The organism is Saccharothrix sp. S26, from assembly GCF_021390395.1.
GTDB lineage: Bacteria > Actinomycetota > Actinomycetes > Mycobacteriales > Pseudonocardiaceae > Actinosynnema.
In genome coordinates this window covers 240,947-258,237 of sequence record NZ_JAJUWT010000003.1, presented here as the reverse complement: position 1 = coordinate 258,237, position 17,291 = coordinate 240,947, and the positions used below count along the sequence as shown (strand labels likewise).

Below are 17,291 nucleotides of genomic sequence, written 5' to 3'. Positions count from 1 at the left end.
ATCGAGAACGGGAGACAACGCGGTGCGCCAGCCTAGCCACCGCGCCGGGCACGTCAGGCGTGCACTTCGGGCGGGATCGGCCGGGGCGCCTCGTCGGTGCCGACGACGCGCGCCCCGTGCACCGGCCCTTGCGCCACGCGCACCGTCCGGCAGACGCCCGCGCCCGCCAGTTCGGCGGCCACGCGCACCGCCGAGTCACCGTCCGTGCAGAGGAACGCGCAGGTGGGGCCCGATCCGGACACCATGCCGGCCAACGCGCCCGCGTTCACGCCCGCGCGCAGCGTGCGGCGCAGGTTGGGGCGCAGCGACACGGCCGCGGCCTGCAGGTCGTTGCCGAGGAGCAGCGCGAGCTGGCGCGGGTCGCCGGAGGCCAGCCCTTCGAGCACCGCCTCCGCCTCGCCGACGCGGGGCGGGTCGCCGTCCGCGCGCAGCCGGTCCAGCTCGTCGAACACCTCGGGCGTGGACAGGCCGCGCCGGTCGAACGCGAGCACCCAGTGGAACGTGTGGCGGGACAGCACGGGCACGATCCGGTCGCCCCGGTCGGTGCCCAGCGCCGTGCCGCCGTAGATGGCGAAGGGGACGTCCGCGCCGATCTTGCCCGCGAGCCCGGCCAGCTCGTTGCGGCTGATCTCCAGCCGCCACAGCGACGCCAGCCCGACCAGCGTCGCCGCCGCGTCCGCGCTGCCACCCGCCATGCCGCCCGCCACCGGGATCGACTTGCGGATGACGACGCGGACCTTCGGGTCGTCCGGGTCGCGGCCGACGTGCTGGGCCAGCACCCGCACCGCCCGCCAGGCCAGGTTGGACGGCCCGGTGGGCACCGAGTCGGCGCCTTCGCCGTGCACCTCGACACCGGGGTCGTCGGCGATGGCGACGGTCACCTCGTCGGTCAGCGACAGGGCCTGGAAGATCGTCACCAGGTCGTGGTACCCGTCCGCGCGGGCTTCGCCGACGGCCAGGTGCAGGTTGACCTTGGCCGGGACGCGGACGGTGACCGGGGGCGGGACGACAGCGAGCACGCCATGAAGCGTACGGGCGTTTCCCGGTTGTCCGCTCCCACCGGCCGCTGACCTGCGACGAAACCCACTCCGCCGCCCTCCCGTCACCGCCGCGACCACCCACTCCGCCGCCCTGAGCGTTGAACTCAGGGGTTCCGAACGTAGGACACACGCGTTCTGAACGTAGGACACACGCGTTCTGAACGTAGGACTCACGCGTTCTGGAGGTAGGACTCGCGGGTCAGACGGCGAGGACGGAGCCCGCGAAGGTCTGCTTGATGTACTCCTTGACCTCCGGCGACTGGAGCAGGGCCAGCAGGTCCTTGATCCGCTGGTCGTCCTTCAGCTCGGTCCGCGTGACCAGGCCGTTGGCGTTCGGGTTGCCCTCGGCCTTCTCCAGCGCCAGCGCGTCGTTCGCGGGCTTGAGGCCGGCGTCGATGGCGTAGTTGCCGTTGATGACCGACGCGTCCGTGTCGTCCAGCGACCGCGGCAGCTGCGGGGCCTCCAGCGTGACGAACTGCAGCCCGCGCGGGTTGTCCGCGACGTCGCGCACCGAGGCCGTCTTCTCCGAGCCCGGCGTCAGCTTGATCAGGCCGTTGGCCTGGAGCAGCTGCAGGCCGCGCGCCTCGTTCGTCGCGTCGTTGGCCAGCGCCACCCGCGCGCCGGACGGCAGGTCGGCCAGCGACTTGTACTTCTTCGAGTACAGGCCCAGCGGCTCGACGTGCACCGGGCCGATCCACTCCAGCGGCGCGCCGCTCTCGGCCTTGAACGTGTCCAGGTACGGCACGGTCTGGAAGTAGTTCGCGTCCAGCGACCCGTCCACCAGCGCCGTGTTCGGCTGGACGTAGTCGGTGAACTCCACGATCTCGATCTTCAGGCCCTTCGACGCGGCCAGGTTGTCGACCACGTACTGGAGCACCTGGGCGTGCGGGACGGGGCTCACGCCCACCTTCAGCGGCGCGTTCGGGTCGGACGCGGCGCCACCGGTGTCGCCACTACCGCAGCCCACTGCGGTCAGCAGCACGGCGAGCAGGGCAGCACGAATACGCATTTCATTCCTTAGGTGAGGATCACAGGTGAACCGGGGGAACCGGAACTCGATCAGGTGAGCAAGGTCAGACGGAGGCCGTGCGGCGGCGGTCGATGCCGCGGGCCACGCGGTTGGTGGTGAACTGGATCGCGGTCGCGATGATCGCCAGCACGACCACCGTGCTCCACAGGTACCGGTCGTTGAACCGCTGGTAGCCCATGCGCACGGCGAGGTCACCGAGCCCGCCGCCGCCGACCACCCCGGCCATCGCCGAGTAGCCCAGCAGCGCGATCGCGGTCACGCCCACGGCGTTGACCAGCGCGGGCAACGACTCGCGCAGCAGCACGCTGCGCACGATCCGCGACGTGGACGACCCGGTGGTGACCGCGGCCTCCACCACCGAGACGTGCACCTCGGCCAGCACGTTCTGGACCAGCCTGCCGACGAACGGGATCGCGCCCACGGCCAGCGGCACGATGGCCGCCGTGGGTCCGATGGTGCTGCCCAGCAGCAACCTGGTCAGCGAGGTGAGCACCACCAGCAGGACCAGGAAGGGCATGGAACGGCCCAGGTCCACGACGAACCCGAGCACTTTGTGGAGCACCGGCCGGGGCTTCAGCCCACCGGGAGCGGTGAGCTGAAGCCAGATGCCGACCGGCGCGCCGAGCAGAACGGCGATCAGGGTGGAGACGACCACCATGTACAACGTCTCGCCGGTGGCGACCAGCAGGTCGTCGAACACGATGGACCAGGGTGTTGCAGACCTCACGCAGCTACTCCCTGCGGACCGGACAGGGTCCGGCGCACCGAGCCGCCCGCGTCCGAGATCCACTCCAGCGCCGAGTCGGCGCGCTCGCCCTTCAGGCCGACGCGGAAGCGCGCCACCGGGGTCTCGCCGAGCCGGGTCAGGCCGCCGCCGAGCAGGTTGAGCTCGACGCCGAACCGGCTGGTGGCCTCGGGCAGCAGCGCGCCGACGGCCGCGAAGCCGACCAGCACGACGTCCGCGACCCGGTCGAACGAGACCTCCGCCGCCGGGTTCTGGTCCACGGCGGGCAGCAGCGACGCGGCCGTGCGGCTCGCGGCGTCGGAGACCAGGTCGAGCACCTTGCCGTGCTCCACCACCCGGCCGTCCTCCAGCACCGCGACGTCGTCGCAGATCCGGCGGACCACGCCCATGTCGTGGGTGACGACGAGCACGGTCACGCCCAGCTCGGCGCGCGCCCGGTCCAGCACGGTGAGCACCGAGCCGGTCGTGTCGGGGTCGAGCGCGGAGGTCGGCTCGTCGGCCAGCAGCACGGACGGCGACGCGGCGAGCGCCCGTGCGACCGCGATCCGCTGGCGCTGGCCGCCGGAGAGCTGGTCGGGGTACGAGCCCGCCTTGTCGGTCAGGCCGACCAGGTCGAGCAGCTCGGCGACGCGGGTGCGGCGCTGCGGGCCGGCCACGCCCGCGGCCTCCAGCGGCAGCGCGACGTTGCCCGCGGCGGTGCGCTGGCGCAGCAGGGAATCCCCTTGCGGCACAACGCCGATCTGCCGGCGGGCGGCGCGCAGCGCGGTGCCGTCGAGGGAGACGAGGTCGGTGCCGTCGACGCGGATCGCACCGCTGTCGGGTCGCTCCAGGAGCGCGACGCACCGGGCCAGGGTGGACTTGCCCGCCCCGCTGGGGCCGACGACGCCGAGGACGGTGCCCGCGGCGACGTCCAGGTTCACGCCGTCCAGCGCGCGAACCTGCCCGGTACTCCCGGGGAAGGTCTTGGTGAGGTTCTCGACAGTGATCACGTTTCGCTCCACGACAGCATGCGGCAGCGCACGCTCATGGCGTGCGTGACCGACGGCTCAGCTCAGAAAGGTGTCCTGAATGAAGGACGCGAGGATTCGAAGGCGCCTAGGGCTGCTTGCTCAGCAGCTGCGACAGGCTGACGAGGTCCGGCGGCCGTGGTCGACGACCCGCCGGCGGGTGAGCATTCGCATCCTGGGCACGTGATCCTCCATCGATCCTGGCTGAAGCACCTGCCCCCATGGAGGGGTGGTTGCTGCGGCGTCGTAGAGCCAGGTCTCTCGGCCGCTCGGGATGGCACCACGAGTAGACCTGACCGAGCCCGGCTGACGCAAGCCTGAAACAGGATCGTTCGGCAAATCACACGTTCGGCCGAAAGATCATCGACTACCGGGTGGACGCGGCCTCGGCTATCCGGATGAAGTCACTGACGGCCAGTTGTTCGCCGCGCACCGACGGGTCCACGCCCGCGGCCTCCAGCAGCCGCTGCGCCCGCGCCGCCGATCCGGCCCAGCCGGACAGCGCGCCGCGCAGCATCTTGCGCCGCTGCGCGAAAGCGGCGTCCACCAACGAGAACAGCGCCCGCTGATCCACAGTGGACAGCGGCTCGTGCCGCTCGAACGCGACCAGCGCCGAGTCCACGTTCGGCACGGGCCAGAACACCGAGCGCGGCACCGGACCGGCCCGGCGGGCGTCGGCGTACCAGGCGAGCTTCACGCTGGGCACCCCGTAGACCTTGCTGCCGGGACCGGCGGCCATCCGGTCGGCCACCTCGGACTGCACCATCACCAGGCCCGTGCGCAGCGACGGCAGCACGGCCAGCAGGTGCAGCACCACGGGCACGGCCACGTTGTACGGCAGGTTCGCCACCAGGGCGGTCGGCTCGACCGGGAGCTGCCCGGGCGTGACGCGCATCGCGTCCTCGTGCACGACGGTCAGCCGGTCGGCGAGGTCGGGCGCGCGGTCGGCCACGGTGACGGGCAGGCGCTCGGCCAGCACCCCGTCGATCTCCACGGCCACCAGCGCCCGGCAGGACGGCAGCAGCGCCAGCGTCAGCGAGCCCAGCCCCGGTCCGACTTCGAGCACCACGTCGTCCGGGCGCAGGTCGGCCGCCGCCACGATGCGCCGCACCGTGTTCGGGTCGTGCACGAAGTTCTGCCCCAGCTTCTTGGTGGGGCGGATGTCCAGCTCGGCGGCCAGCCGACGGACGTCGGCCGGACCGAGGAGCGCGCTCGCCGACCCGGCCGTCGTCGAATCCTCAGTCACCGCCACATTGTTACGGCAGGCCCAGCTTCTGTTGGCAGTGGGGCCACGCCGAGTAGCCGCCGCGCGCGTCGCGCAGCTTGGTCGCCACGGCGATCTGCTGCTCGCGGGTCGCCTGGTGCGGGTAGGCGGCGTACTGGCTGCCGCCGTAGGCGTCCCAGGTGCCCTTGTTGAACTGCAGGCCGCCGTAGTAGCCGTTGCCGGTGTTGATGGCCCAGTTGCCGGTCGCCTCGCACTGCGCCAGCCGGTCCCAGACCTCGCCGTCGGGCGGGAGCTTGGTGCCGACCTTGACCTTCTTCGGCTTCGGCTCCTTGGTGACCTTCGCGCCGAGCTTCTCGCGGCCGACCTCGGCGCCGTTCTTCACCGTGACGCGGTAGGTGACGATCTGCTCGCCCGCCTCGCCCGGCTCGACGACCTCCTTCTGGCCCTTCACCATCGTGTCGTCTTTGATCTCCTCGACCGGCGGCTGGATGGCCTCGGTCGCGTTGATCACCGACACCCCGGTGCGGGTGATGTGGACCTCGGCGCCGTTGGTGACGCGCAGGTCCATCGCCGTCTCGAGCTTGTCGTCGGGGCCGAGGGAGAGGTTCTCGCTCTTCAGCAGCTCCTCGACGGTCACGGCCGTCGTCCGCAGCTGCCGGGGCGGGTTGCCGCCGTCGTAGAGCGTGATGGTCTTGAGGCTCTTGACCTCGAGCGAGAGGCCGTCGAGGGGGACGTCCATGTTGCGGTCGTGCGAGAGCCACGCGCCCTCGTCGTTCACCTGCAACTGCTCCAGCGCCTCGTCCACGGTGACCGAGCGGACCCAGCCCTCGCGCTGCTCGCCGTCGACCGTCGCCTTCACCAGCCGGCCGCGGTCCAGCGAGATCTTGCCGCCGTCGCTCACCTTGGCCTGGGGGGACGGGCTGAGCGCGTCGTGCTCGCCGATCGTGATGCCCTCGTCGGCCAGGATCTCGCCGACGGTGGACTCGTAGGTGCGGACGGTCTTGGCCTCGCCGTCGACGTCGACGGTGACGGACTTGTCCATCGCGATCGCGGTGGCGCCGCCGCCGGAGATGGTGACCAGCACGGTGGCGACCGCGGCCTTCAGGAAGCGCCGCTTCCACTTCCCCGCGGCTTCGACCAGGGCGGCGGGCGGGGCGCTCGGCTGCTCGGCGGCCAGGCCGGCCGCGACCCGGTCCTGGGAGACCTCGTCGGGGATGATGATCGGGGGCAGGAGCGTGGTCTCGGCGTTGATCAGCCGGATCAGCTCGTCGACGTCGACGTTCGCGCTCTCCAGCAGCGCGTCGGCGTCCGGTCCCAGCACTTCCAGCACGTCGTCCGGGGTGATGGTGAACACCGCGGTGTCCCACTCGGACGGCGGCCCGGGTCTGTCCAGGACGTCGACACCGGTCGTCGGTGTCGGCTGCACGGGCGTAAACCAGTCGGTGTCCTCGTTGAACGAGTTCACGGGGTGCCATACCTCCTGAAGGCGCGAAGTCCGGCGACGCGCACGTTCGATGTCGGTGGTCAGCTAGTGATCTCCGGCAACTCCTGTGCGTGTTCGGCTTGGCGCTTCTGGTGTCAACGTGACCCGCCCCGACTGCGGGTGCGCCCCGAACTCGGAACACGGGGCACGGTCACGGGACCGTAACGGGTGCGCGGTGGTTGTGCCAACACCCCGGCAATCCTTGTGAGTTCAGTCACTCCGTTAGGGGAGCAAGTCTGTCCGCCATTCGTCGTAAGGGGGATTACGACTTCACCGCGTCACGAAGACCGAAGACGCGTTCGGCGTTTCGGGTGATCTTCGTGGCCAGCTCGCCGAGGTCGGTCTCACGCAGCGTCGCCAGGTCGCGGAGCGTGTAGTTGGCGCAATAGGGCTCGTTCGGGCGACCCCGGTACGGGTGGGGCGTGAGGAAGGGGGCGTCCGTCTCGACCAGCACGTGGTCCTCCGGCACCCACCGGGCGGCTTCCCGCAACGCGTGGGCGTTGCGGAACGTCGCCGTGCCCGCGAAGGACAGCACGAACCCCCGCTCCACGCACGCGCGCGCGAAGGAGAGGTCGCCGGAGAAGCAGTGGAACACCACTGTGGACGGCGCTCCTTCGGCGTCGAGCACCGCGAGGATGTCGTCGTGCGCGTCCCGGTCGTGGATCATCAACGGCTTGCCGACCCGCTTGGCCAGGTCGATGTGCCACCGGAACGCCTCGTGCTGGGCGGTTTTCGGCGCGTAGTCCCAGTAGTAGTCCAGGCCGGTCTCGCCGATCGCGACCACCCTGGGCCGCTCGGCGAGCCGCGCCAGCTCCGCCTGCTCGACCTCGCCGAACGTGGACGTGCGGGTCGGGTGCAGGGCGACGGCGGCGAACACCCGGTCGTCCCACGTGGCGGCTTCGGCGGCCCACCGGGCCGCGTCGAGGTCGTCGGCGACCGTGACCACCCGGTCGACGCCCGCCGCGGCGGCCCGGTCGAGCACCTCGCGGACCTGCTCGGGCGTCTTCGCGCCGCACGCGTCCAGGTGCGTGTGGGCGTCGACCACCGGCACCGGCAGGGTCTCCGGGACCGGTGGCCGTTCGCCGTTGCGCTTGGTCACTTGACGATCGGGGCCCACTCGGGCCCGGTCTCACCCAGTTCGGGGTCGAGCTTCGCGAACAGCGGCGCGGGCTTGGCCAGCGGCCTGCCCACCTCGATCGGGGTGGACGCCCACGTCGCCTGCTCGGCCGCGTAGTCGCCGGTGAGGACCGGGTACTCGCGGTCGGGCACGTCGAGGTCGGCGACGTCGGTCAGCCGCGGCTGGGCCGCCCACACGCCCGTGCCGCCCAGCGCCTCGTGCACCTTCTGCGCCGAGTGCGGCAGGAACGGCGTCAGCAGGGCGTTGGCGTCCTGCACGACCTGCAACGCGGTGTGCAGCACGGTGTCGCGGCGCTCCGGGTCGTCCTTGAGCTTCCACGGTTCCTGGTCGGACAGGTACCGGTTGGCCGCGCCGACGACCTTCATCGCCTCGCTGGACGCCTGCTTGAACCGGGAGCGGCGCAGGTGCCCGCCCACCACGTCGAACGCCTTGCGGGACAGCTCCAGCAGCTCGTGGTCGGCCTGGGTGGGGCTGGTCGGCTTCGGCACCGCGCCCACGTTCTTGTGGGCCATGGAGATCGACCGGTTGACCAGGTTGCCCCACTCGTTGGCCAGCTCGAAGTTCGTCCGGCGGACGAACTCCTCCCAGGTGAAGTCGGTGTCCTGGTTCTCCGGGCCGGCCACGGAGATGAAGTAGCGCAGCGCGTCGGGCCCGAACTCCTTGAGGAAGTCGGTGACGTAGATGACCGTGCCGCGGGAGGTGGAGAACTTCGAGCCGCTCATGGTCAGGAACTCGGAGCTGACCACCTCGGTGGGCAGGTTCAGCGTGCCGAACGCGCCCGGCTGCCCGCCCTTCGCGCCCTGGCCGTTCTGGCCGAGCAGCAGGGAGGGCCAGATCAGCGAATGGAAGACGATGTTGTCCTTGCCCATGAAGTAGTAGCCCTGGGCGTCGCCGGTCCAGAACTCCTTCCAGGCGTCGTCGTCCCCGCTGCGGCGGGCCCACTCCACGGACGCGCTGAGGTAGCCGATCACCGCGTCGAACCACACGTAGAAGCGCTTCATCGGCTGCTCGCGCCAGCCGTCGAGCGGGATCGGGATGCCCCAGTCCAGGTCGCGGGTGATGGCCCGCGGGCGCAGGTCGTCGATGAGGTTCTGGCTGAACTTGAGCACGTTCGGCCGCCACTCGGTGCGGGTCTGCAACCAGCCGCCGAGGGCGTCGATGAACTGCGGCAGGTCGAGGAACAGGTGCTCGGTCTCGACGAACTTCGGCGTCTCGCCGTTGATCCGGCTGCGCGGGTTCTTCAGGTCGACGGGGTCGAGCTGGTTGCCGCAGTTGTCGCACTGGTCGCCGCGCGCGCCGTCGTAGCCGCAGATCGGGCACGTGCCCTCGATGTAGCGGTCGGGCAGGGTGCGGCCGGTGGAGGGGCTGATCGCGCCCATCTCGGTCTTGGGGATGACGTAGCCGTTGCGCCAGAGGGCGAGGAACAGCTCCTGCACCACCTTGTAGTGGTTGCCGGTGGTCGTGCGGGTGAACAGGTCGTAGGACAGGCCCAGGCCGTGCAGGTCGTTCGCGATCACGCGGTGGTACTTGTCCACCAGCTCGCGGGTGGACAGCCCCTCCTTCTCCGCCTGCACCGAGATGGGCGTGCCGTGCTCGTCCGAGCCGGAGACCATCAGCACCCGGTTGCCCGACATGCGCATGTAGCGGGAGAACACGTCGGAGGGGACACCGAAACCGGAGACGTGACCGATGTGGCGGGGACCGTTGGCGTAGGGCCACGCCACCGCGGTCAGCACGGAGGCACTCATGGGCTTAGCCTACGGACGTGCACCCAGCGGGTTCCTCCGGGATGGGCTGGTCGAGGGAGCCGAACGGCGGGCATCCCGGAGCGGGTGACCGGCGGGTCTTCCCCGGTCCGAGGTCGACGAGGCGTTCGACGACGTGTTCGAGGCGAACGTCCGCGCCGCCCGCGAGGCGGTGTCCGGCGACCTCGACCGCGACCCCTGGCTGGACTTCACCGCGGAGGTGCCGCCCGACCAGGTCAGCCCTTGCTGATCACGGCGTCATACAGGGCCTTCTTGCTCACCCCCGCCGCCTCGGCGACCTCGGCCGCCGCCGTCTTGGTCCGTTCGCCGGCGGCCACGCGTTGGCGCACCTCGGCGACCAGCGCCTCCATCGGCGGGGCCTCGCGGGCCTCGGCAGGGGCCAGCACGACGGTGATCTCGCCGCGCACGCCCTCGGCGGCCCACTCGGCCAGCTCCCCCAGGCCGCCCCGCCTGACCTCCTCGTAGGTCTTGGTCAGCTCACGGCACACGGCGGCACGCCGGTCCGGGCCCAGGACCTGCGCGGCGTCGGCGAGGGTGTCCGCCAGCCGATGGGGTGATTCGAAGAAGACGCACGTGCGCGGCTCGTCCAGCAGCGCGGCGAACCACCGCAGGCGTTCGCCCTGCTTGCGGGGTGGGAAGCCGTCGAAGCAGAAGCGGTCCGACGGCAGGCCCGACACGGCCAGCGCGGTCGTCACCGCGGACGGGCCCGGCAGGCACGTGACGCGGATGTCCTCGGTCACGCACGCGGCCACGAGGCGGTAGCCCGGGTCGGACACGCTGGGCATGCCGGCGTCGGTCACCAGCAGCACCGTCCGCCCCTCCCGCAGGGCCTCCAGCAGGCCGGGCAGGCGGGCCGCCTCGACCTGGTCGTAGAAGCTGACCACCCGCCCCGAAGGGGTCACGTCCAACGCCGAAGCCAGCGAGCGGAGCCGTCTGGTGTCCTCGGCCGCGATCACGTCGGCCGCGCCCAGCGCCTCCACCAGGCGCGGTGAAGCGTCCCGGACGTCGCCGAGCGGAGTAGCCGCCAGCACCAAACGGCCTGATCCAGATACAGGTCTCACGCCTCTCACCCTACGATCGGGCCCGTGAGCCTGATCGCACCGCAGTCCGCAGACGATGTGGTCGACGCCGGCGAAGTCCCGCCGACGAGCCCGCCACCGGGCAACGACCGCGAACAGCGGGCACGCCTGCTCGAACCCGGCCCGATGAGCGACGCCCTGCGGGGCTGGCTCGTCACGTTGACCGTGGCGCTGATCGGCGGCGTGGTGCGGTTCTGGAACCTCGGGTTCCCGACCGACAAGGGCACCCCGATCTTCGACGAGAAGCACTACGTGCCGCAGGGCGCGCAGGTGCTGCGCAACGGCGGGTACGAGGACAACCCCGGCTACGAGCTGATCGTCCACCCGCCGCTGGGCAAGCAGCTCATCGCGATCGGCGAGTGGCTGTTCGGCTACGACGGCGTGGGCTGGCGGTTCGCCTCGGCGGCCGTGGGCACGTTGACGATCCTGCTGGTGGTGCGGATCGCGCGGCGGATGACCCGGTCGGACCTGATCGGCGCGATCGCGGGCGTGCTGCTGATCGCCGACGGGCTGAGCCACGTGCAGTCGCGGATGGGGATGCTGGACGCGTTCCTGACGTTCTTCGTGGTGGTGGCGTTCGCGTGCCTGGTGGTGGACCGCGACCAGGTGCGGTCGCGGCTGGCCGAGGCGACGCGCGAAGGCTGGGTGACCAACTCGCCGTTCGGCCCGTGGCTGGGTTTCCGCTGGTGGCGGTTCGCGGCCGGGATCGCGATGGGCCTCGCGTGCGGCGTGAAGTGGTCCGGCGTGTGGTACATCGCGTTCTTCGGCGTGCTGTCGGTGGTGTGGAGCGCGCTGGCCCGGCGCGCGGCGGGCGTGGAGCGGCCGTGGCTGGGGTCGTTCGCCAAGGACCTGCTGCCGTCGCTGTTCGCGCTGCTGGTGATCCCGCTGGCGGCGTACCTGGCGACGTGGTGGGCGTGGTTCGCGTCCGAGACGGCCATCGACCGGCACATCGCGGGCACCAAGATCCCCGAGGAGGGCTGGATCCCGGCCCCGCTGCGGGCGCTGTGGTACTACAGCGGCAACGTGCTGGAGTTCCACACCAAGCTGGTGACGTCGGAGACGAACCGGCACCCGTGGGAGTCGAAGCCGTGGACGTGGCCGATGGGCCTGCGGCCGATGCTGTACTACTTCGAGGGCTCGGTGCAGGGCTGCGGCGGGCCGAGCTGCGTGGGCGCGATCATGCTGATCGGCACGCCCGCGATGTGGTGGCTGGCGTTCCCGATGCTGGCCTGGTCGATGTGGCAGGCCATCGCCAAGCTGGACTGGCGGTACGCGGCGGTGCTGGTCGGCTACGGCGCGGGCTTCCTGCCCTGGTTCATCAACGTCGACCGGCAGATGTACTACTTCTACGCGATGCCGATGGCACCGTTCCTGGTGCTGGGCATCGCGCTGGCCCTGGGCGAGGTGCTGGGCAAGCGGACCGACGGCAAGGAGCGCCGGGGCACCGGCCTGCTCGCCGTGGCGCTGTACGTGGGCCTGGTCGTGGCCAACTTCGTGTGGCTGTGGCCGATCCTCAACGGCATACCGATCACCCCGGAGATCTGGGACGCCCAGAAGTGGCTCCCGTCCTGGAACTGACCGGTCAGCGGGGCAGCTCGGTGAGCACGGGGTTGCGGATGCCCTCGTAGATCACCGAGCTGCGGAAGCTGATGACCTCGCGGCGCTCGCTCAGGCGGTCGATCAGGAACGCGTGCAGGTGCTCCAGGTCGGGCACGGCGAGGTGGATGAGGAAGTCGTCGTCGCCCGCCACCACGTACATCGCGGTCACCTCGGGCAGCGCGCCGATCGCCGCCTTGAAGTCGTCGATCACGGCGCGGCTCATCGGGCGCAGGCGCGCGGCGACGAAGGCCTGGACACCGCGGTTGAGCGCGCCCAGGTCCACGTCCGCGTGGTAGCCCTTGATCACGCCGCGCTCGCGCAGGGCGCGCACGCGTTCCAGGCAGGTCGACGGGGCGATGCCCAGCCGCCTGGCCAGCTCCCGGTTGGTCAGCCGCGCATCCGCCTGGAGATTCGCGATGATCGCCGAATCAAGTTCGTCCACGTCCAGATCATGGCAGAGCTCGGCGAACGAAGTTCGGCAGGTCTGGATATCGTCATCCGGTTCGGCGAGTCTGGTGGCAATCCACCGAACGAATGGACCGGACGTGCTGCCCACCAAACTCGCCCTGATCCTGCGTGACGACCTGCCGGCCAACCTCGCCGCGAACGCCGCCGTCGTGCTCGGCCTCAGCCTCGGCGCCCGCTTGCCCGACCTGCTCGGCGAGGACGCCAAGGACGCCGACGGGACCGTCCACCTCGGCCTCAACACCCACCCGGTGCCGGTGCTGACCGCGCCGGCCGAGCACCTCAAGGCCCTGCACCGGGCGGACGGCGTGCTGAAGATCGGGTTCACCGAGGTCGCCCGCCGCTCGCGCGCGTACCCGGAGTACCTCGAAGCGCTCGCGCACGCCGAGGACCCGGAGTTCGTCGCGGTCGCCCTCTACGGCCCGCGGGCCGAGGTCACCCGGCTGACCCGCAAGCTCCCGTTGATGGCTTGAGGCTCACCGCGATGTACGTGGGCGCGGTGCTGTTCCTCGCTGCACCTGCACGTCGAGCTGGACACCCTGATGCGCGTCGCGTCGACCGCGCTGGCGGCGGTGACGGCGGCGGGGCTGGCCGCCGCCGTCAAGCTCCTCCGCGGCCGCACGGCCGCGCTCGCGCTGGTGCTCGCGTTCTCCGGCGTGCTGCCGGCCGTGCCGCCGGTGGTCGGGGACGCGGCCCTGGTCAGCGGCCTGCTCCGGGCACGGGTCAGCGCGCGGGCCGGGTCGGCGGCTCCGGCCGGTCGATCAACCTCGTGACCGGGCCTTCCTTGCTCAACCCGGCCTGCGACAGCCACGTGCTCAGCTCGGTCCGGATCGCGCCCAACGACGGCCGCTTGGCCGGGTCGGCGTCCAGGGCGCTGGTCAGCAGCCGGGTGTGGGCGCTGTGCTGGGGCAGCTTCACGCACGGCTCGCCCTGCGCGGCGGCCATCAACGACGAGATCGGGTTCTCCCGCGAGCCGCGCGGCGGGTGGCCGGTGAGCGCGTAGCTGACCGTCGCGGCCAGCTGCCAGGCGTCCGACGCGGGGCTCGCCGCCTCGCCCCGGGCGGTCTCCGGGGCGAGGAAGTCGGGCGTGCCGACCATCATCCCGGTGGCGGTGAGCGTGCTGTCGCCCTTCGACCGGGCGATGCCGAAGTCGATCAGGTGCGCGGTGCCGTGGCTGTCCACGATGACGTTGGACGGCTTCACGTCCCGGTGCAGCACGCCCTGCTCGTGCGCGGCGGCCAGCGCGTCGGCCATGTTCACCCAGAGCCGGGCGGCGAGGGTGTCGGCGAGCAGGCCGTTGTTGAGCACCACGTCCGACAGCGGCTGGCCGTCGATGTACTCCATGACGATGGCCAGGCCGTCCGGGTCCTGCACGATGTCGAACACGCGCACGCAGTTCGGGTGCCGCACGGCGGCCAGAGCGCGCGCTTCACGCAACATGCGTTGCTCGGTGTCGTTGTCGGGCGCGTGCGCGAGCTTCACCGCGACCGTGCGGGCCAACTGCTCGTCCACGGCCAGCCACACCGTGCCGAACCCGCCGCGGCCGAGCTGGCGGATCCGCCGGAACCGGCCGCCGGCCGGGTTCCACACCTTGCCGGAGTCGGGCGTGGGCGTCGGTGCGCTGCTCGTGCTGCCCGGGCCGAACGGCAGCGGGCCCGGCGTGTCGGCCAGTTGCGCGGGCTGCTCCACCCGCGTCGGCTTCGGCGGCTCCACCGGCACCATGGGCACGTCGGCGACCCGCGTCGGCGGGTAGTGCCGCTGCGGCGGGGTCGGCCGGTAGGGCGGCACCGGCTGGTACGGCGGGATCTTCGCCGGCTGGTAGGGCGGCGGCTTCTCCACCTGGTAGGGCGGAGGTTTCTGCACCGGCTGGCTCGGCACCGGCTGGCTCTGCGGCGGCTGGCTGCGGGCCGGCTGGCCGCGGGGCGGCTGCTGGGGCTGCGGTGGTGGCGTTCTCGACACCGCGGGTTGCGGGCTCGGGTTCCCGCGATCGCGACCGGGGCGGTTCAGCATGGCGGTAGTCAACCCGAAAACCCGCACCACCAGGGAGCCCAACAAGGCGATCGGGAAGAAACCGAGCAGCAGGTGGCCCACCAGCGTCACCGGCAGCGCCGACGTCGACAGCAGCAGGACCAGGAACGGCGGCCAGAACACCCGGCGCGGCCAGCTCGGGCCGAGCCGGAACGCCGAGCCCGCCTGGAGCATCACGAACAGCAGGCACAGCAGCGCGAGCAGCGCCGTGCCGCCGGCCGCGATCACGTCCACCACCGACCCGCCGGTGATCGCGGCCACGAACCCGTCCCGGCCGATCAGGTAGTCGTACTGGCTGAACGCCATGCACGGCGACTCGTCCAGCGTCTCCGTGCCCGCCAGCGCGCGGGTGCGCAGCAGCTTGTAGGTGGCCGAGAACGCCATCCACGGCAGGACCAGCGTGCTGACCACGCCGAGCACGGCGAAGATCCCACCGGTGAACGGGCCGTAGGAGTTGCCGACGACGCGGCGCACGGTGATCGACAGCAGGGCGGCGATCGTCGGCAGCACGCCGATCAGCGCGCCGAACGCGGTCACCGTCCAGGCCCAGTCGCCGGGGCAGAGGGGCACACCGGTCCAGCCGTGCAGCCACGCCAGCAGCGACTCGGCCAGCTCCACGACCCGCACCACCCCTTCTCGTCGCCTCTCAGGGTACGGGTGCGGGCCACACCTCCAGTGCCGTGCGGGCGACCTGACGCGGATCGGCCCGCGTGACGCGGTACGTGGCCGGGCGCGCACCGCCGTCACGGCGTCTCGCTCCGGGTGGTCGTCCCGCCTGGTCGCGCGGGTCGACGGCGGTGGCTCGGCGCGCAGATGGGGCCCGGCTCGCCGCGTGTGCGAGCCGGACCCCGGCGCGTGCGCTTGCCGCTAGCTCACACGCGCTCCCACAGGGCCGGCACCGTCGGCGGATCCCAGCCTGGTTGGGACGTGTGCCCCTGCAAGCACCTGTACCCGACGCCGTCGTACGTCACGAGGGAGCCGATCGCGTACGCGACGCCTGGCTGCCAGGTGGTCTGGCCCGGGTTCGTGGTGGTCGTCGTGGTCGGCGAGGTGGTGCTGGTGGGACCGCCGCCACTGACGATCAACTGGAGGCCGTAGACCTGGAGGATCTCGTTGACCGGCTGGAAGTAGGTCGTCCCGCCGGACGTGCAGTTCCCGGAGCCACCGGAGGTGACGCCCTGCGCCTGGTCACCGGCCAGCCACGAACCACCGGAGTCGCCGGGTTCGGCGCAGGCGTTCGTGCGGGTCAGGCCCGTGATCGTGCCTTCGGGGTAGGTCACGGAGGCGTTCTTCTGCTGGATGGTGCCGCAGCGCCAGCCCGTGGTGGAGCCGGAGCGGCAGATCGAAGCGCCCACGGGAGCCTCGGTGGAACCCGCCACCGGGACCGTGCCGGGGTAGCGGTTGACCAGGGGTCGGCCGGTGTTGCCGGCGGCCGTGCGGACCCAGGCGTAGTCGTTGCCGGGGAAGCTGGAGCCGGCGAACGTGCCGCTGGGCTGGGTCGTGCTCGCGCCGGTGGTGCCGCAGTGCCCGGCGGTGACGAACCCGCCGTTGACCGCGAACCCGACCGAGCACCGCGAGCCGCTGCCGATGTAGTAGGCGTTGCCGCCGATCACGTCGATCAGCGGGCGCGGGTCCTCGGTGGACGTTTCGATCCGGACGTCGGCGTCGGCCAGGCCGCTGGCGTGCGCGAACGCCTTCGCGGCGGTGACGTCGCGGGCCAGGACGACCACCGTGTTGGTGGGCGTGTCGACGTACCAGCCGGGGACGGTCTTCGGCGCGTTGCGGGCGTTGCGGTCGAGCTTGACCTTGAGGGAGTCGAGCTGGGCGAGCGAGCGCTGCACCACCTTCGGCCGCGCGCCCGCCGCTTCGACGGCCTGGATCTGGGAGGCGGCCGTGACGCCGACGACGAGTTCCGAGGCGTCGTTCAGCCAGGCGCCGGCGAAGGCGGGACCGAGGCGGGACTTGAGCGTGCCCTCGGTGCGGGCCGCGACGGTTTCCCGTTGGATGCGGGCGCGGGCCTGGTCGGGGGTCAGGTGGAGGTCGCGCGCCATGGCGGCGACCATGCCGTCGTCGAGGGCCAGTGGTGGCGGTGGTGGACCGGCGGCAGCCGTGGTGGCCAGCGCGGCTGCCAAACCGGCAGCGCTGAGGACCGCCACGGCGACCGCGGCGACGCTACGTCGAGTCATCCGCTTGTCTCCTTGCAGGGGTGGTGACACGGGATGCGGGGCCGTTGAGCCCGACGCTAACCGGCGAAAACGCGCAGCGGATATGCCAGTCCAGTCATAACTCCACGTTATGGTCTAGTCCAATTCGCGCCCGCGCAAACGCTTGCTTCCCGCGTGGTCATAGCCGGGCGCGCGGGCGCGCTGACGTTGCGCGGGGGTGGCGTTACGCGGGCCGATCGGCTGACGGGGCGGGCGCGCGACGACCTGGCCGCGCGGCAGGCGGGAACGCGGCAGGCGAGGGCGCGGCGGACTAGCGATCGGCGGACGATCGGCGTGCGGGCGCGACCGGCTGACCGCGCGCTGGCGTTCGGCGCGACTGGCGTTCGGCGCGGCTGGCAGGCGGTCGAAGGCTCGGCGGGTGCGCGGCAGGCACGTGGGGGCAGGGCGCGGCGGACAGGTCGGCGGCCGGGCAAGTGCGCGGACAGGCGGGGCACGCGCCGGCGCGCGGCAGACAGGCGGCG

General features: G+C 71.7%; 15 protein-coding genes and 1 riboswitch. Of the genes, 3 read left to right on the top strand and 12 right to left on the bottom strand.

Features of this window, described 5'->3' with window-relative positions; all coding sequences use genetic code 11:
• Positions 1-53 precede the first annotated feature (53 nt).
• From LZG04_RS06090 to rsmI, 9 genes are all read right to left on the bottom strand, one after another.
• A complete protein-coding gene (locus LZG04_RS06090) occupies positions 54-1,019 on the bottom strand; it encodes a 4-(cytidine 5'-diphospho)-2-C-methyl-D-erythritol kinase (protein ID WP_233814031.1) in 966 nt (321 codons plus the stop codon).
• A gap of 220 nt (positions 1,020-1,239) precedes the next feature.
• On the bottom strand, positions 1,240-2,049 hold the full coding sequence (locus LZG04_RS06085) for a MetQ/NlpA family ABC transporter substrate-binding protein (RefSeq protein WP_233814029.1): 810 nt from the start codon (positions 2,047-2,049) through the stop codon (positions 1,240-1,242).
• Positions 2,050-2,113: 64 nt separating this feature from the next.
• Positions 2,114-2,797, bottom strand: coding sequence for a methionine ABC transporter permease (locus LZG04_RS06080; protein ID WP_233814027.1), 684 nt, complete (start codon positions 2,795-2,797; stop codon positions 2,114-2,116).
• On the bottom strand, positions 2,794-3,804 hold the full coding sequence (locus LZG04_RS06075; protein WP_233814025.1) for a methionine ABC transporter ATP-binding protein: 1,011 nt from the start codon (positions 3,802-3,804) through the stop codon (positions 2,794-2,796). The genes LZG04_RS06080 and LZG04_RS06075 overlap by 4 nt, the downstream gene beginning before the upstream one ends.
• Before the next feature lie 206 nt (positions 3,805-4,010).
• Positions 4,011-4,103, bottom strand: a riboswitch (SAM riboswitch).
• An 86-nt stretch (positions 4,104-4,189) separates the two neighbouring features.
• Complete coding sequence (gene rsmA, locus LZG04_RS06070; RefSeq protein ID WP_233814023.1) at positions 4,190-5,068, bottom strand: 16S rRNA (adenine(1518)-N(6)/adenine(1519)-N(6))-dimethyltransferase RsmA; 879 nt, start codon at positions 5,066-5,068, stop codon at positions 4,190-4,192.
• A gap of 10 nt (positions 5,069-5,078) precedes the next feature.
• Entirely contained in the window at positions 5,079-6,512 is a 1,434-nt protein-coding gene (locus LZG04_RS06065; protein ID WP_233814020.1) for a resuscitation-promoting factor, read from the bottom strand.
• A 280-nt stretch (positions 6,513-6,792) separates the two neighbouring features.
• Complete coding sequence (locus LZG04_RS06060) at positions 6,793-7,629, bottom strand: TatD family hydrolase (RefSeq protein ID WP_233814018.1); 837 nt, start codon at positions 7,627-7,629, stop codon at positions 6,793-6,795.
• Entirely contained in the window at positions 7,626-9,416 is a 1,791-nt protein-coding gene (gene metG / locus LZG04_RS06055; RefSeq protein ID WP_233814015.1) for a methionine--tRNA ligase, read from the bottom strand. Before metG ends, LZG04_RS06060 begins: the two co-directional genes overlap by 4 nt.
• A gap of 233 nt (positions 9,417-9,649) precedes the next feature.
• The gene (rsmI, locus tag LZG04_RS06050; protein ID WP_233814013.1) at positions 9,650-10,495 is read right to left on the bottom strand and encodes a 16S rRNA (cytidine(1402)-2'-O)-methyltransferase; all 846 of its coding nucleotides are present in this window, start codon (positions 10,493-10,495) and stop codon (positions 9,650-9,652) included.
• Between the two features lie 24 nt (positions 10,496-10,519).
• Between rsmI and LZG04_RS06045 the strand changes: the two genes are divergently transcribed.
• Positions 10,520-12,091: a dolichyl-phosphate-mannose--protein mannosyltransferase gene (locus LZG04_RS06045; protein ID WP_374202791.1), complete on the top strand. Its 1,572-nt coding sequence runs from the start codon at positions 10,520-10,522 to the stop codon at positions 12,089-12,091.
• Between the two features lie 4 nt (positions 12,092-12,095).
• Here the strand turns inward: LZG04_RS06045 and LZG04_RS06040 are convergent, their stop codons facing one another.
• Positions 12,096-12,554, bottom strand: a complete 459-nt coding sequence (locus tag LZG04_RS06040; protein WP_233814011.1) for an Lrp/AsnC family transcriptional regulator — start codon at positions 12,552-12,554, stop codon at positions 12,096-12,098.
• Between the two features lie 103 nt (positions 12,555-12,657).
• On the opposite strand from LZG04_RS06040, the gene LZG04_RS06035 reads away from it, so the two are divergent.
• Together LZG04_RS06035 and LZG04_RS06030 are read left to right on the top strand one after the other, a co-directional pair.
• Positions 12,658-13,050, top strand: a complete 393-nt coding sequence (locus tag LZG04_RS06035; RefSeq protein ID WP_233814009.1) for a DUF2000 domain-containing protein — start codon at positions 12,658-12,660, stop codon at positions 13,048-13,050.
• A gap of 69 nt (positions 13,051-13,119) precedes the next feature.
• The gene (locus LZG04_RS06030; protein WP_233814006.1) at positions 13,120-13,350 is read left to right on the top strand and encodes a hypothetical protein; all 231 of its coding nucleotides are present in this window, start codon (positions 13,120-13,122) and stop codon (positions 13,348-13,350) included.
• Here the strand turns inward: LZG04_RS06030 and LZG04_RS06025 are convergent.
• Together LZG04_RS06025 and LZG04_RS06020 are read right to left on the bottom strand one after the other, a co-directional pair.
• The gene (locus LZG04_RS06025; RefSeq protein ID WP_233814004.1) at positions 13,301-15,235 is read right to left on the bottom strand and encodes a serine/threonine-protein kinase; all 1,935 of its coding nucleotides are present in this window, start codon (positions 15,233-15,235) and stop codon (positions 13,301-13,303) included. The two genes, LZG04_RS06030 and LZG04_RS06025, sit on opposite strands and share 50 nt — an antisense overlap.
• A 242-nt stretch (positions 15,236-15,477) precedes the next feature.
• Positions 15,478-16,791 carry an alpha-lytic protease prodomain-containing protein gene (locus tag LZG04_RS06020; RefSeq protein WP_233814002.1) on the bottom strand — a complete coding sequence of 438 codons (1,314 nt, stop codon included), beginning with the start codon at positions 16,789-16,791 and terminating at the stop codon, positions 15,478-15,480.
• Positions 16,792-17,291 lie beyond the last annotated feature (500 nt).

Excerpts from the sequence above, each read along its gene's own strand:
- LZG04_RS06020 (WP_233814002.1), bottom strand. The coding sequence starts at position 16,791 with ATGACTCGACGTAGCGTCGCCGCGGTCGCCGTGGCGGTCCTCAGCGCT.
- metG (WP_233814015.1), bottom strand. The coding sequence starts at position 9,416 with ATGAGTGCCTCCGTGCTGACCGCGGTGGCGTGGCCCTACGCCAACGGT.
- LZG04_RS06030 (WP_233814006.1), top strand. The coding sequence starts at position 13,120 with ATGCGCGTCGCGTCGACCGCGCTGGCGGCGGTGACGGCGGCGGGGCTG.
- LZG04_RS06085 (WP_233814029.1), bottom strand. The coding sequence starts at position 2,049 with ATGCGTATTCGTGCTGCCCTGCTCGCCGTGCTGCTGACCGCAGTGGGC.